At 71.7% G+C, this 15,037-nt stretch carries 8 protein-coding genes and 11 pseudogenes; 4 read left to right on the forward strand and 15 right to left on the reverse strand.

Translation table 11 applies throughout. The annotated features are described in order from the left end of the window. The 6 genes and pseudogenes from UK94_RS52365 to UK94_RS73895 all read right to left on the reverse strand — a co-directional run. Nucleotides 1-45: pseudogene (locus UK94_RS52365) on the reverse strand (hypothetical protein); the annotation flags it as partial. Nucleotide 46: 1 nt separating this feature from the next. Then, nucleotides 47-660, reverse strand: a pseudogene (locus UK94_RS52370) (LLM class flavin-dependent oxidoreductase); the annotation flags it as partial. A 440-nt stretch (nt 661-1,100) separates the two neighbouring features. After that, entirely contained in the window at nt 1,101-1,745 is a 645-nt protein-coding gene (locus tag UK94_RS14650) for a TetR/AcrR family transcriptional regulator (protein WP_011601494.1), read from the reverse strand. A 117-nt stretch (nt 1,746-1,862) separates the two neighbouring features. Further along, a partial coding sequence (locus UK94_RS52375) for an alpha/beta hydrolase fold domain-containing protein (protein ID WP_235487937.1) occupies nt 1,863-2,205 on the reverse strand: 343 nt, incomplete at its 5' end. Between the two features lies 1 nt (nt 2,206). After that, nucleotides 2,207-2,537, reverse strand: a pseudogene (locus UK94_RS52380) (alpha/beta hydrolase fold domain-containing protein); the annotation flags it as partial. A gap of 38 nt (nt 2,538-2,575) precedes the next feature. Continuing rightward, nucleotides 2,576-2,618: pseudogene (locus UK94_RS73895) on the reverse strand (hypothetical protein); the annotation flags it as partial. A 1,100-nt stretch (nt 2,619-3,718) separates the two neighbouring features. Here UK94_RS73895 and UK94_RS32615 point away from each other — a divergent pair. The 4 genes and pseudogenes from UK94_RS32615 to UK94_RS52395 form a co-directional block, all read left to right on the forward strand. After that, nucleotides 3,719-4,126: a TetR family transcriptional regulator gene (locus UK94_RS32615; protein WP_011601497.1), complete on the forward strand. Its 408-nt coding sequence runs from the start codon at nt 3,719-3,721 to the stop codon at nt 4,124-4,126. After that, nucleotides 4,078-4,266, forward strand: a complete 189-nt coding sequence (locus tag UK94_RS34350; RefSeq protein ID WP_041938642.1) for a hypothetical protein — start codon at nt 4,078-4,080, stop codon at nt 4,264-4,266. The genes UK94_RS32615 and UK94_RS34350 overlap by 49 nt, the downstream gene beginning before the upstream one ends. Nucleotides 4,267-4,832: 566 nt before the next feature. Then, nucleotides 4,833-5,362: HEXXH motif-containing putative peptide modification protein (locus tag UK94_RS52390; protein ID WP_235487986.1), on the forward strand; the 530-nt coding region annotated here is incomplete at its 3' end. Between the two features lies 1 nt (nt 5,363). Beyond that, nucleotides 5,364-6,182: pseudogene (locus tag UK94_RS52395) on the forward strand (HEXXH motif-containing putative peptide modification protein); the annotation flags it as partial. Here the strand turns inward: UK94_RS52395 and UK94_RS52400 are convergent. From UK94_RS52400 to UK94_RS52435, 9 genes and pseudogenes are all read right to left on the reverse strand, one after another. After that, a partial coding sequence (locus UK94_RS52400) for a hypothetical protein (protein ID WP_235487988.1) occupies nt 6,179-6,314 on the reverse strand: 136 nt, incomplete at its 5' end. The pseudogene UK94_RS52395 and the gene UK94_RS52400 overlap by 4 nt on opposite strands. A 1-nt stretch (nt 6,315) precedes the next feature. After that, nucleotides 6,316-7,345 (reverse strand): annotated as a pseudogene (locus tag UK94_RS52405) (tetratricopeptide repeat protein); the annotation flags it as partial. Nucleotide 7,346: 1 nt separating this feature from the next. Further along, nucleotides 7,347-7,587 (reverse strand): annotated as a pseudogene (locus UK94_RS52410) (hypothetical protein); the annotation flags it as partial. Between the two features lie 28 nt (nt 7,588-7,615). Then, a pseudogene (locus tag UK94_RS52420) lies at nt 7,616-7,664 on the reverse strand (hypothetical protein); the annotation flags it as partial. Between the two features lies 1 nt (nt 7,665). Continuing rightward, nucleotides 7,666-7,760 (reverse strand): annotated as a pseudogene (locus UK94_RS52425) (hypothetical protein); the annotation flags it as partial. A 1-nt stretch (nt 7,761) separates the two neighbouring features. Further along, nucleotides 7,762-10,219: pseudogene (fxsT, locus tag UK94_RS73900) on the reverse strand (FxSxx-COOH system tetratricopeptide repeat protein); the annotation flags it as partial. Nucleotides 10,220-13,230: 3,011 nt separating this feature from the next. After that, entirely contained in the window at nt 13,231-13,392 is a 162-nt protein-coding gene (locus tag UK94_RS33780) for a hypothetical protein (RefSeq protein WP_157734266.1), read from the reverse strand. Nucleotides 13,393-13,556: 164 nt separating this feature from the next. Then, a complete protein-coding gene (locus UK94_RS14690) occupies nt 13,557-13,868 on the reverse strand; it encodes a hypothetical protein (RefSeq protein ID WP_011601502.1) in 312 nt (103 codons plus the stop codon). 274 nt (nt 13,869-14,142) lie between these two features. Further along, a pseudogene (locus UK94_RS52435) lies at nt 14,143-14,316 on the reverse strand (cobalamin biosynthesis protein CobW); the annotation flags it as partial. Nucleotides 14,317-15,037: the final 721 nt, after the last annotated feature.

Here is a 15,037-nt window from a genome sequence, read left to right on the forward strand (position 1 = left end):
GTGGTATAGCACCGGGTAGCCCTGTTCGGAGGGGGGAAGGCTGAGNGGCCCCCGGACGCTGAAGAACCTGCCCTGGTGGTCGATCGGCCTGATCTTCGCCATGTCGGCATACAGCCCGGACTCCACGTCCGCGACCAGGGCGTCGGGTGCCCAGCTGCGCCACAGGTCGAGCACGACCGCGACGAACTCCTCGGCCCGGGCGTAGCGCGTCTGGCTGCTCGGCTCCTGTGCGACGAAGTTCGCCGAGACCCGTGGACCCGATGTGGTCACGGCGTTCCAGCCGGCCCGGCCGTGACTGATCAGGTCCAACGCCTGGAACCGACGGGCGATGTTGAACGGTTCGTTGAACGTGGTGGACGCCGTGCCGACCAGCCCGATCCGCTCGGTGACCGTGGCCATCGCGGTCAGGATCAGCGTCGGCTCCAGGCCGTTGAGCTGCGGGTAGTTGTCGATGTCGGCGTGCAGGCCCGGCACGTCGGCGAGAAAGATCGAGTCCAGCCGTCCACGCTCAGCGAGCTTCGCGACCTCGAGGTAGCCCTCGATCCGGGCAAAAGCGAGCGGGTCGGAGCCCGGCCACCGCCACGCCCCAGGATGGTGCCCGGCCGCCACCGGATGAACGCTGAGGTGCAACTCGCGCCCGCGCAGATCCGGCAACGACATCAGGTGCTCCTTGTCAGGGTCATCGGTTTCAGGGTCATCGGTCGCCGCCGCGGCACGGCGCTGGTGCGGCACGGGCGGGACAGGAGGGCGCGCGGCGGCGGGGCATACCAAAAAGGCCCACGGAGATCGCGGCGATGGGCGACGCGGGTGGTGCGCGGCCACTCTCAACCGAANGAAGGCATGAATCCGAAAGAAACATGAATCGGTGACGTGGTGAACCGGAGTCCGTACGTGCGTGCGCGGGGGAGCACGGTCGGGCTGATCTCCGGCGGATGGCGGAAAAAGTCGATCGCCGGNGGGGTGGAATCCCCGCCCGCGTCATCGGGGACGGACGGGATTTCGCTGCACGGCGAAAGGCCGCCGCTTGTCTCGCTGCCTCCTTACCCGATGATCCGCCGCCGTCGCAGCTTACCGGCGCGGTACTCCGCTTTGCAAGAGTCCTAGGAGTCCGTTGCTCTTCGGGGTGGTGTGGTTCCCTGCTGTTCGCCCTGTTCCCCCGGCGACGGGAAAGTCCGCAGCCCGTCGACCATCACGGTCAGCAGTGCACGCACGTGGTCGTCCCGGTCGGGGCTTTGTTCCTTGACCCAGGACAGGGCGCTGACCAGCGAGATGACCTCGTCCGGCCGCACGTCCGCCCGGACCTGCTCGGTCCGCTGGGCCCGGATGAGCAGCGATTCGGCGGCCAGGTCGACGGCCCGGCAGGATCTGTGCAGCTCCGAGCCCTCGTCCCGGGAGCCGGCGAGCAACGCCGCTGAAACGCCCTGATAGATGGCGACGTGCGAGATCAGATCTGCCAGCCAGTCGAACAGCGCGGTGGCCGCGTCCGCGGCGCCGAGCAGCCGCTCGGCCTCGGCGCAGAGGGCCGCGGTCCGGTCGTGCAGCAGCGCCTCGAGCAGCGCGTCCCGGCTCGGGAAATGACGGAACAGCGTGCCCGTCCCCACGCCGGCGCGGCGCGCCACCTCGTTGAGCGAGATGTCCCCGTCGCGGCTGGCCAGCGCCTCCCGGGCGACCGCCAGGATGCGCTCCCGGTTGCGGCGCGCGTGGGACCGCATCCCCCGTTCCTGGCTCTCCGCCTGGTCGACCACGCGAACCTCCCTGATCCAGGCCGGGCGCGTCGGCCGTCCGTCGAGCCTATGAAGTTCCGCTGGCCGGTACGACCGTTCGGATGCGGCCGGGCGGGTTGCCCCTCGGCATCCTGTCGCTCAGGTGAGCCGCACCCGCCTGTCCGCGTCGACCGAGAGCCCGCGGGCCAGCGCCCGCAGCCGCTCCTCGGCCGCGCGACGCGACACGGCCGCACCGGGCGCGAAGATCTCCGCGCCGTGGAAGGTGCCCGGAAACGAGTGCACCTCGACGCTGACCCGGGCGGCCAGGAGCCGCAACGCGTACAGGATTCCCTCGTCCCGGGCGGGATCCAGCTCCATCGTGCTGAGGTACGTGCTGGGTAGGCCGCGCAGGTCCGTCGCCCTGGTCGCAGCCGCGTAGGGCGACACGTCCGGATCGCCGGGCCGCTGGTCCGGGCCCAGGTATGCCGTCCACGCGGCGGCCNCGCCGGCGCGGGTGAACCCCGGGGTGTCCACGAACTGCGCCATCGACTCGGTACTCAGCCTGTCGTCGAGCAGCGGAACGTCGAGCAGTTGGAACACGAGAGGAACCTCCCTCCGGTCCCGGGCCAGCAGCGCCGTACCGGCCGCGAGAGCGGCACCGGAACTCGCTCCGCCGATGGCGATCCGGTTTTCGTCCAGGCCGAGGCTGCGCGCGGCGTGGTACACGTACCGAAGAGCCGCGTAGCAGTCGTGGAGCGGACCAGGGAAGGGCGTCCCGGGGGCGAGCCGATACTCGATGTTGGCCACGGCGATGTCCAGGCGCGAGGCGATCTCNGCGCAGAACGGGTCGAGTGCTTCCGCGCTCCCGGCCNTGAATCCGCCTCCATGTATCCACAGAAACACCGGCAGGCTGGANGGGCGCCGCTGCGGGCGGAACAACCGCACCGGTACCGCGGGGTCTGCGGGGGCCGACAGGTCGACGGCCTCGACCGGGGGTAGTTCGGCGCGTGCCAGCTGCTCCGCGAGCTCGGCCTGCGCCTGCTCCCGCACGCGCGTGAACACGTCCGGCCCGCCGCTGGTCAGGGCGTCGGCGACGGTGGCGAGTTCCGGGTCGAGGGTACCCGGACGAGGCGCGCTGGAGGACATGGTCATCCTCTCGCCAGGGCGATCGGCAGNAAGGTCGGTGATGCCAGGGCGAAAACCGCTCCGATCGCGGCCTGCCGCGGGAGTCTCGCCGCGGTGACGATGCGGAGAACGAAGTCGAGTGGCCGAACTGGTGGGAACGCAGACACGAAACAATCGTGCCAGACCGACGGCACCCTGCCGCTACGACCGGTGTTGGGAGCGGGCGTCGAGGGTGGGTGCCTCGGTGAGTACGTGGTCCACGCCCGATGAGCGCAGGACGTTGAACTCGTAGACGATCCGGCCGTCGGCGATCATTGCCGAGCGGAACGCCTCCTCGTCATATTCGGTCCCGAAGAATTCGATCGGTCCCGCCGGCCGGCCTCGGATCTTACGGAACAGGCGGACGTTCGCGTCTGTCCCGGCCGGTCCGTCGAGGATCGTCACCGTCGTCTCGAGTGAGCGGTAGCCGTGGCCCTGTTCGAACACGAACAGCGTCGACCGGGGATCGCGCAGCAGCCGGCGGGTGCGGGCCCGATCGACGGTACCGGCACTCCACAGCCTGCCGCCGAGGATCGCCANGATCACCCGCGNCGCCTTGGTCGGGCCGTCCGCGGCCAGAGTGATCATCGCGGCAGTGGGGTTCTTCTCGATGAAGGCGGTGTCCTCGGCGGAGAGCGTCATATCGGCAGCCCTTTCGCTGGTGGGAGTGCTTCCCGGCTCGTACAATGGTTTTTTTGTCAGCCCGGTGCGGAAGAGTCACCAGCGAGAGCCGGAAGTGAGAGAGAGGGCGATGGCGGCCTCTCGCTTGCGGTCGGATGCCGACGCAAACCGGGCCAGGATTCTCGCGGTGGCGCGGGAGGCCTTCGCGGCCGAGGGGCTCCGAAACCTCGATGGAGGAGATCTCGCGCCGCGCCGGACTGGCGACGGCCACCGTGTACCGGCGGTTCCCCACCAGGGCGGCCCTCGCCGCCGCGGCCTTCGCGGAGCAGCTGGCGGCCTGCGGAAACATACTCGACCTGGCGCTGGCCGCCCCCGACCCCTGGCGGGGGTTCTGCCGTTTCGTCCTCAGGCTGTGCCCCCAGCCCCCAGCCCCCATCCCCGCCCGGTCGGCGTCGCGGTTGCGCCGTCTTCATGCCGGTGGATGTGCAAGACTTCAGCCACGGCGTTTCTTTTCTTCCCGCGCTGCGGAACGGTGGCTGTCGGTCCGGGCCGCGGCGGGGAGGAACGGTCAGAAAGGAACGGGGACGCCATGCCTGACCCTGAGAACGAGTGGGAGCTCGCGGACGTGCGCGAGATAGGGCTGGACCAGCTCCGGGACAGCGCGGACCAGAAGCTTCAGGTAGGGGTTCGGCGGCTGGTCGACACCCTCTCCCTCGACGTACCCGCGCGGAACTCGGTCGGCAATTCCTGTCCTCCCATACGCCGGCAGGACTATTGATGCGGCCGGTGCCGGTGGCCGCCGTGCGTCCCCGCCTTGGCACGCACCGGCTGTCGGCATCCGACGTCGACGCTCTTGCGCTCGGCACGCTCGACGCCGACATCGTCCGGCGGCTGGCGGAGGCCGAGATCAGCCATCGCCGGATGGCGTTTCGCGCCGTTCTCGACCTCCTGCGGGACCAGCCCGCGGCGTCAGCCCCGCTGACACCGGNGGACCAGGCCTGGGATCTCCTCATCGCGCTGGAACGGCGCGATCGGGCGATGGTGCACGCNGTGCTGGACCGGNCCTTCGCCGGGGCCTGGGCCGCCAGGCTGCTGCGTCGGTTGCGCGCCCGGCCGCACGACGACGTGCCGCTGTGGGTGGACGTCGGCTATCTGCACGCCCNGGCGGCCGCGGCCGCGGTCCGGGTCGGTGTCCCGGCCGAGATCGCGGTGCCGGTCCGCGCAGGCGTCGTGCACCTTCCCACTCTGGGCCACACCCGACTTCCGGNCGGCGAGCCCTGGGAGACGGCGATGGTCCGGGTCGGGGTGGACGGTGCGGAGGTGATCGGATCCGCGGGCCGGGCCATGGTGGGCCGCGGCGTCGGGAGCGACGGCTGGACCGACGGCGGCAGCTGGACAGACGGCTGGACCGACGATCCCGCGCAGCCCCCGGTGCGGGGCACCGCAGCCGCCGCGGTGCAGTGGCATCCCACCCGCACGTCGCGCGCCGTCGGTGTGGTCATCGAGGACGCCGACCCGTACCGCCTGGTGAACCGGGCCGCCGCGCCGGTGTGGCTGCCGGCCGCCGATTTCGCCCGCTGGGAACGCCGCCTGGCCGACACCTGGCGGGTGCTGCGCGACGGCCACGCCGAGCTCGCCGCGGGCGTCGGCATCGTGCTCTCCACCGTCGTTCCCGTTCCCTGCGCGGCGCGCTTCCGGTCCTTCAGCGCGACCTTCGGTGACGCCATCGGCGGTGTCGAGCTCTCCGAGCCGCATGACGCGCTGGACGGTGCCGCCATGCTTGCCCACGAGCTTCGGCACGCCGTCCTGGACGCGCTGCTTCACGTGGTGGGCGATTTCGTCGACCCGGCGGCTCCCGCCGATCCGCGGTATGCNCCCTGGCGGGACGATCCGCGTCCGCCGCTGGGCACGCTCCACGGCGTCTACGCGTTCTTCGGCGTCGCGGAGTTCTGGCGAACCCAGCGTCGGCTTTCGGTCGGAGCGGACGCGATGCTGGCCCACTTCGAGTTCGCGCTCTGGCGCCGGGCGGTGCTCGACACCGCGACCGACCTGCTTCGGACCGGCCCGCTCACCCCGCCCGGCCGGCGTTTCCTGACCGGGATCGCGACGACCGTGCAGGGGTGGATCTCCGAGCCGGTCCCGGTCGAGGCCCGACGGCTGGCCGACCTGGCGGTGGTGGACGGCCAGGCACTGTGGCGCGTGCATCACCGGGCGCCGGAGCCGGCCGCCGTCCGCCATCTGGCCGAGGCCTGGTCGGCGGGCGCCGACCCGGTAGCCGTCGGCGTTCCCACCCGGATCGTGCCCGACCCGGGCGCGCGTGCCCTGGACACCAGGGCCTGCCTGGCCCGGCTGTGGCTGGCCGACCGGGACGAGTTCCGCCGGCTCGAGCGGGACGGGCCGCACCGTGCCTACCGCGGCGCGAGCCGGGCGGACTGCGCCCTCGTGGCGGGCGACCGTGCCCGCGCCCGGCGCCTCTACGAGGCGGAGCTGGCGCGGACCGGCGGGGATCGCCGCGCCCTGGTCGGCCTCGGCCTGGCCATCGGCGACGACGAGCCGGCGGGCCGGGTGCTGCGAGAACGGCCCGAGCTGGTGCACGCCGTCGCGGCGGCGGTGGCGCGCGGCGGCGGCAGGGCGGCGTCGCCGGCACTGGCCGAGTGGCTGCTGCCGGTGGTGGCCCAGCCCGCAGGTTCCTAGATCGGCATCGGGTCGACGTCGGAGTCCAGTCGCACCCCGGCGGCCACCTGCCGGCTGGCGGGGTGATCGCGGCCGAGCACCGCGTCCACGCGCGTCAGCGTGGCCGCCTGCAGCTCCAGCGCCTCGTCCTTGNGCTCCAGCGCGCGCAGGTCCAGGGCGAGGTTCGCGGCCACGACCAGCGTGGACGGGTGACCCTCCCCGAGCACCTCGGTCGACGACGCCAGCGTCACGAGGTCGCGGTCGTGCGCCTCCTGGAACCGTCCCAGGGCGTACAGGTCGCTGGCCAGGTTCGTGGCGCACGCCAGCGTCGACGGGTGCGTCTCCCCGAGCCGCTGAGCAAACGCGGCCAGCGTCTGCTCGTTCTGGTCGAACGCCGCGTCGGTCTGGCCGGAGAGCCGGTCGATGACGGCGAGGTTGACCTGGGCGGCCAGCGTGTACGGGTGCGTGTCGCCGAGACGTTCCGCGTACCGCCGGCGGGTCCGCCCACAGGTCTCGCGGGCCTCGTGGAGCCGGCCGGCGTGCCGCAGGTCGATCGACAGGCTCAGGGCGGCCGCCAGCGACGACGGGTGCTCCTCCCCGTAGCGGTTCGTCAGGCGCTGCTCGGCGTCCCGGGACAGCGCGAGCGCCCTGTCGTGGTCGCCGGCCTTCCGGTGGGCCACGGCCAGGTCCAGGCTGGAGTACAGCCGTGCCGGATGGTCCGCCGACTCGGAGAACAGCCGCCGGTAGCGGGCGTCGATGGCCTCCTGCGCCGCCCGGGCGCCGAGGTAGTCGCCGAGCTCCCTGCGGTCGATGGTCAGCCCGGTCAGGACGGCCAGGCTGTTGGCGTTGTCCTCGCCGTACAGCAGGACGGAGCGCCGCCAGATGTCCTCGTCCAGCGCCGCGGCCTCGGCGTAGCGGCCGAGCAGCCGCAGCCCGCCGCCGACGCTGCGGGCGGTGTTCAACGTCGCCGGATCGTCGGGGCCGAACGCCTTCACGGCACGGCGGTGAGCGTCCTGGGCGACGTCGAGCGCGGCGGTGAACTCGCCGTGCGCGCGCAGGTCGGCCCCGATGTTGCCCATGAGCACGATGGTCAGCTCGGCGTCGGGGCCGTTGACCCGGGTCGACAGCTCGAACGTCCGCCGGTTCACCTCGGCGGCCTCGGTGTAGCGGCCGAGCGTCGCCAGNCCCCAGCCGAACCGCAGGCCCATCTGCAGGCTGTAGGGGTCCTCCTCACCGAAGCCGGCGTGCCACGCGGCGCGGACCTTCCGGGAGAAGTCGTTGCTGACCTGATGATCGCCCCACCACCAGAGGTAGTCACTCAGATTGAGCAGCAGCTGACGGACCCGGGGGTCGTCACACTCCTCGGTGTTCGTGGCGACCACGTGCGGATACAGGTCGGCGTAGGTCCGCCAGAGGCCGGGGTTGGNCCCGTCGTTCGGGTCGCTGGCGGAGANCAGGACGTGGGCCCCGTGCTTCATCTTTCCCCGCTGGTTCTCCGTCATCNGGTCGATCAGGACCTTCTGCACCAGACGGTGCATGATGATGGAGTTGTCCCGATGGTCGATGCGGGCGAGGGAATAGCGATTGATGTCCCGGATCNCCCGGTTGAGTTTCACCGGGTCGCGCAGGGCCTCGTCGAGAGCCGGGGAGATCGTCTCGCTGTGAGCCCGCGACAGGAGCTGCCGGGAGATCGGTGTCGGCGCGAAGAACGCGCACACCTGGAGCAGCTCCAGCGCGGCGGCGTTGTTCTCGGCGAGTCGGTCGAGCGACATGTTCCAGGCCGCCGTCACCGGCAGGGTGTAATCCGCCGGTGGGGTGCCGAGCAGCTCGGTCAGCTTGTCTTCCAGCAGCCCCAGGTACTCGTCGGCGGACATCCCGGTCTCGCCGAGCCAGGTCGCCGCCTGCTCGATGGCGAGCGGCAGGTCCCCGAGGGCGGCGGCGACCCGATGGGCGTCGGCATGGGCGAGCGAGGCCCCGCGGCTGCGCAGCAGCTCGATGCTTTCCTCGCGCTTGAACAGGGCCACTTCGAGCTGGCCGCTGACGTTGATCCAGGCCGGATTGCGGGAGGTGACCAGAATGCGGCCGATCGGACCGGCGGGGAAGAACCTGCGCACCGCCTGCGGGTCGTCCGCATTGTCGAAGACCAGCAGCCACCGCTCGTACGGATCGCCGATCCGCAGGGCCTCGATCACCCGGCGGACCGCGACGTTGGCCTCGGTGCCGACGTCCAGTCCGAGTTCCTGTCCGAGCTCGATGAGGGCGTTGCCGATCGGGACCGTCTGCTCGGCGGGGATCCACCAGATGAGGTCGAAGTCGGACAGGTGGCGGTGGACGTACTCGGTCGCGAGCTGGGTCTTGCCGATCCCTCCCATGCCGTGCAGCGCCTCGGGCAGGACCGCCGTCGTGCCCTCGCCGATGCGGGAGTGCAACGCGGTGAGCAGGTCCTCCCGACCCGTGAAGTGGGGGTTGCGCGGTGGCACGTTCCCCCAGACCCGAGGCAGCCGACCCGCCGTCGACGTCGGTCGGAGGGTGGTGCCTGAAGTCACGGGTGGTCCTCCTGGTGGGGCGTTGGTCTCGCCGCCGGTCACCTCCGCGCCGGCCGCCGTCGTCGAGGTCGCGTCTGCGCTGGATCTCGGAAGATCCGTTCCAGCAATACTGCTCATAGTATTGAGATCGTCACCTTTGGTGTCTAGCTTGTGTGGCGGTGTCGGACCACCGGCCAGGGCGCCCAGGTGCTTCGGCGGTGGTGCGGCGGGGGGGTCGGCGACCGGCGGGGTGCCGAGCGATTCTGCCTGGCCGGCGCCGCGGGCGGATCGGACCGCCCGACCGACCCGGTCGACGTCGCCTCGACTGACCAGCAGACGAAGCCTCCGCCGGACCTCCGGATCAACCGCGAAGGCCGGGCCGTCGACCGTGAGCAGCCCGAAGGCGAAGACCTCGGAGATGCTGCGCCGCTCGGCCCCGGCGATTCCGGCGACCGTGCGCAGAACCCGCGGGTCGAGGAAGGGCGCAGCCGCCAGGAGACCCGCAAGTCGTCGTGCCGCCGGGGACGCGAGGGCGAAGAACTCGGTCAGGCGTTCCGCCGGAGCCGGAGCCGGCGTCTGCGCCGCATCCTCCCGACGTGGGCTCCGCTCGGACCCGGTGACCACCGCGATCGTCTCGAACCACGTGGGCTCGTCCGCCGCGACGAAGCGGGCCCAGGAGCAGATCCAGGACGGATCGAGTTCCAGGACCGGCACGGGTGTCGTCGTTCCGGTCGTCTGCCGGCCGGTCGGTTCGTCGACGTCGCCGTGTAGCAGCGACAGATCGCTGTGATTCCAGGAAAGCACCTGTCCCGCGGCGCGCTGCCCGGCGCCGCGCATCCGTACCCCTTCAGCGCCCAGGTCGGTCTGGTCCCAGACATGTGCCGCGAGAACACTGACCACCGCCACCGGTCCGCAGACCGCCCAGCCGGCCAGGACCTCCGACATCCGGCCGCTGCGCCAGGCCGGACCCAGCCCGTCGGTGAGCAGCCAGACTATCCGCCGTCCGCCCGGCCCGACCAGCCGGGACGGCGACCCGATCGATGGGCCGTCCGGCTCACCGCGCAGTCGCGGCGCGCCCCCCTGCTGGTCGTCGGCGGTGAGATGGGCGACGACGACATCCCGGAAAGCCGGCTGGCGCGCGAGGACCCGGACCAGGCCAGGGACGGCGTCCGCCCAGGCCACCGAGAACGTCGGGCTCAGGTCCACGACCAGGGCGAGCTCCCAGCGTGCCTCCGTCGGCCGCACGAGCAGCGAGGGTGCGACCGTGCCCTGGAGCAGGCTCAGAGCGGTCGCCTCCTCGTCGAGGACGGCGGGCCCCGGGGACCGGGCGGGCTCGGAGTCGACGAGCGGGGACAGCGCCCGGGTGAACGCGTCCTCATCGCGGACGGCCGGCGGAAGGTCGACCCGGACCGGTCCCGGCAGGTAGCGCAGGAGCGGCTTGTCGGGCTGGTCCGGCTGATCCGGCTGGTCCGGCTGGTCCGGCTGATCTGGCTGTTCGCCGACGCCGACGCGGTCGTCAGCCCACCGGGTCACAGCAACCTCCCCGGCAGTCTCCTCGCGGAGCCGGCGGACTCACGCCCCCACACGGCGTCGAGTGTCCTGGCCGCGTCCTCGTCGAGAACACCGGCCGAGGCAAGGTGCAGCGCGTCGAACAGGTGGTCCACCGTCAGCTCGGCGCCCGCGCCGCGGCTGTTCTCGAACCGCTCCACCAGGGCGGCGGCCCGGGAATCCGCGCCGAACTCGGCGGCCACCAGCGCCTCCAGCTCGTCGCGGGACGGCTCGGGAAGCTGGACGGCCACGCAACGGCGCCGGAAGGCCGGCGAGAAGTCCCGTTCACCGTTACTCGTGATCACCATGACCGGGAACTCCGCGCACGCGACGACCCCGTCCCCGACCTCGGCATGGCCGCCCGGATCGTCCACGGCCACCCTGAACGGCCCGTCGGCCGAAGGCAACCTGGCCAGCTCGGGCACGACCACGCGGCCCTCCTCGATCACGTCCAGCAGATCGTCGGGCAGGTCGTGGCCGCAGNGGTCGAACCGGTCGACCAGCAGGACCCGTGGGCGGACGCGGGGGAGCAGCGCGGTGGCCAGTGGCCCGAGGCGGATGTGCCGGGGAACCGGCGGTGAACCCGCGGCCGGGCGGTCAGCGAGGTGATCGCCGACGGAGCCGCGCGGGCCGGAGAGGCCGCCGGCCTCCCCCGCGGGCTCGGTGGGGCGCTCGAGCAGCGCGCTGTGGGCCACCCCGAGCACGTCGTAGTCATAGATGCCCTCGCGTAGCGTGGTCCGGCTGTTGACGGTCCACCGCAGGACGCGCCCCAGCCGGAGCTCGCGGGCGATCAGCTGTGCCAGCCCTGCCCCGCCCATCCCCGGGGGGCCGGTGACCAGCAGCGGCCGGCGCAGCAGCAGCCCGACGTTGACAGCCGCGATCTGCTCGGGGCCGAGCAGGAGGGCGGCGATCGCCCGGCGGTGGCGGGCGATCGCGTCGTCGTCTCCGGGCGGTGCGGCGCCCTCGTGCGCCGGGGCGGGGAAACGCCGCCATGCCGGGGCCGGCGGCCAGGGGAGCTTCCCGTCGACCGGTTCACCGGTGCCACGGAACAGCCACCAGGGGGGCGCGTCGGGCCTGCGGGCACCGTCCGCCCCGCCTGCCCGGTGGTCGTCGACCATCATCTGGGCTCCTCCACTGGCCGTCTGTTCACCGGGGCGGTCGAGGGTNGGGCCGTCTGGCCGGTGTCCTGCCGGAGGTCCTCCCACAGCAGGGTTGCCACGCGACGCCTCGCCATGTCTCGGGAGTTCGCCATGTCTCGGGCGTTCGCGGTGTCCTGGGAATTCGCGGTGTCTCGGGAATTCGCGGATCCGGCGGTTTCCGGGAGCCGACGCTCCAGCCGGATGAGATTCTCCTCCCGGAACCGCCGCGGCAATGTCAGCGGAAACACGTTCGAGAGTGAATCCACGTCCGCGTGAGCGTCGACGCCTGTGAAAGCCCCGACGCCCGAGTGAGCGTCGACGCGGGTGAGGAGGTCGAGCAGCGCAGTGTCGGTGGCCGGCCGATCCGGGTCGGCATGCTGCCACGCGACGACTCCGATGCCCTCCCGCAGCGCGTCCGCGAGTTCCTTTCCGGCCGGCGAACCGGGTGTGGGCGGCCCACTGAGNACCACCGCGACGATCCTGTCGTTTCTGGCCAGCTCGAATTCCTTGAGGTCCGCGGCGTGCGCCGCCGCCATTGCGGGCGGGCTCGGCCGCAGGAGCTGGGCCCACCTGCGCCGCTGGCGCAGCGACGGCCCGCGCTGGCGTGTGCGCTCGAAGCTGCGCACGACGACCGTGTGGTCCTCGATCAGAAGCCGAGGGTCGCCGTCGGACTCCCGGCGCCAGCTCGTGACGGGAAGATCCATCCGGGTGAGGGGCAGGAAGACCTCGACCGCCAGACTGACGGGCTCACTCAGGGGAGTCTCCTCCTTGAGGATCTCCTCTGCCTCGTCCACGACGCCGGCGGCGATCTCCTCGAAGCCGCCCGGGCGAGCCATCCGAGGAGTGCCCAGGTGCCGCACCTCGTGGTCCGCTCCGTACAGCCGCGCGGACGCAAGGTGGTCCTCTGGTGACGGACCGACCGGTTGGAAGCTCAGTGAGACCACATAGGTGCGCTGGTGNCCCGGCCGNCCGACCGCGAGCTGAGTCTGGTTCAGCTCGTGGGTGAGGCCCGACCGGTGCGCCTCACCGCGCAGCCACGCCTCGACCCGGACGCGTGTGCCGGGCGTGAGCACGTGCGCGCACTGCAGAAGGAACCTCGCGTGGGACGGAAGCCGGGCTGGCTCGGGCTCGCGGCTGGCCGCCCACAGGAACAGGTGCCACGCGTCGACGCAGTGGGCGGGCGGGTGCGCCGGGTGGCAGGCGTCGTGGAAGGCGCGGACGACCCGCCGCGCCGGCATGTCGGCGAGCTCTTCCCGCAGCAGATCCCACAGGCCGCCGGCCTCGTCGGCGACCTCCGCGGCCTCCCACTCGTCGCGCAGGCGCAGCAGCAGGTCGACGAGGACGGAGCCGGGGCGCAGGTCGTGGATGGCGTCCACCAGGCTCGCGAACCCGTTCGCCAGGTACTCGCGCCTTTCCTCGAACCTGTTGTCGAGGTCGTTGAGACAGGCCTCGACGAAGCGGAACCACCAGTCTCGGGTCACGTCGGAATGAGGGATGAACACCCGCTGGCCGGAGCGCTGCTCGAAGCGGCTGATCAGCAGGTTTCGCGCCGCCGGGCTGTACAGGTCGGTGCTGGCATCCAGGCAGTTGACGACGTGGACGAGGATGTCGGACCGCAGTTTGTCGCGCTGTGAAGACGACATACCGCGTTCGGTCACGATGCCCCNGCATGGTCGCGACACGTTCGGCGGCGCGTGGATTCTGCCACCCGAGCCGCCGACATTGCTTGGTACACCGAATGCCCTGCTTAGGGTAGCCCGCGCGGTGTCGGGTCGACGGCCCTTTCGCCGGTGCCGGAACGATGCCGATGGTCCGGGCAGGGCTGACGTGGCCGACGACATGAAAGGCAGCCGGTGCTCAGCGTCGGCCGGCCGCGTGGACGGCGCCGGCGGTGAACCGGAAGGCGACCTCCAGGACCTGGCGGCGGTTGTCGAGGAGCAGCATGCGGTCGAACACGTTCCCCGGTCGACCGAGAATGCGGCAGAAGCCGCCTGCCTCGCCGCACGGTTGCGTGCGCACCCAGCCCCCCTGCCAAGGGCATCCGGAAGCCCCGCCGCGAACGGCGCCGACCCGCACCAGGGCCGACGAATATCCGCCTATTCTCGCCCGGGTGAGCGCACTGATGCAATATGCGGCCGCAGGGCAAGCCGGCCGAGCGCACCGATCGGCCCTGTACCTGACGCCTAGCGGGATTCGCCGGTCCCGAAGACCGTGTCGGTGGGGCCGTGCGGCGGGCCGACGGCCGCGGCGATGCGGGCGACCTCCAGCGCCAGCCGGGAGCCGGGCCGAAGGTCGCCCACGGCACGGGACAGCGCGCTGAGCCCGTCCGGCTCCTCGGAGAGCTGCTCCACGAGCGCGACGAACCACAGGCGCGCCACGTCGTACTCGGCCAGGTGCAGCCGACGGCCTGGCCCGAGGCGTCGGGCGATCCTGTCCTGCAGTAGCCGCCGTGCCGCCATGCCGGCGAACCCGGGCGCCGCGTCGAGGATGTCCACCAGACGGCCGAGATGTCGGTCGTCTCGGTCGTCTCGGTCGGGAGAGTCGGCTGGCTCCCCCGACCGTGCGCCTACGACGTGGTTTTCGCCGGGCTCCGCATCCGGCCGGAGCATCCGGAACCCCCTCCAGCGTGAGAAGTCGACGAATGCGCAAGTGTCCGCCGCATGCCGCTGAAGATGCAACACGCGCGGGACGGGTCATGGAGCCGCCGATGAGACCGGTTCCGAGTTGGCCGACGTCGGTCCGAGCGTGGCGCCCGGGGTACGGACCGGGCTCGACAGTGTCGAAGTAGGCGGCGGCGTCGACCACGTCGACGAGTCCACCGGGGCGCACGCGGTCCCCGGTGCTGAACCGGATGGGCCTGGCGAGGTGCGCCGGGTCGGCCACGCCGCTGGCCTCCACGATCACCGCGTCCAGCCGCAACCGCGGATGGTTCGGCTGGCTCAGCGGCCGCAGGCTCCGCGACGGGCGATCCCGACCGACCCGGACGTTCTCGCGGCGATACGGGCGCAGTCAGTAGGGACTCGGCGGTTAACGCGCGGCGCGAAGCCGTTCGTGCCCGGTGGGCCGTTGTGGGTACCACGGGNGGACGCAGATCATTCCTCCGAAGTGGACCGCTCCAGCAACGCGGCGATACCGGGTAGGATTCCTTCCGGTATCCAACTCCGCTGACCCGAGGAGGAACGATCCGACGTGCCAGGCCCGCGGCGGGATCCGATCGTGGTCAACTTCCGCGCTCACGAGCTGAATACCGGCAGCGAGGAGGGGGCCNGGGGCGATTTCGAGATGATGATCGCCCAGCTTGTGGATGCCCTGNATCCCGGCGCCCGGCGGATAAGCCCCAACCCCGGGGACGGCGGCATCGACGTCTTTCTCGGTCGGCTCGACGACGGGATCATCGTCTGGCAGTCGAAGTACTTCATGCCGCGGGTCGTGGGGAAGCATCGCCGCCAGATCGAGGAGTCTTTTGCCTCGGCGCAGAAGAATGCCCGAGCATCCGGCTATCGGATCGACGAGTGGATACTGTGCATCCCCAGCTCCATGGATCATCCCACCACCCTGTGGTGGGACGGTTGGAAACGCACCCGGCAAGCTGAGACGTCGACGAAGATCTGCAGCTGGGACGAGACCGGGCTCCGGAGCCGACTCGCCCGGCCGGAGGCGGNCG

It is taken from the genome of Frankia sp. AvcI1, assembly GCF_001420875.1.
Taxonomy (GTDB): domain Bacteria; phylum Actinomycetota; class Actinomycetes; order Frankiales; family Frankiaceae; genus Frankia; species Frankia alni.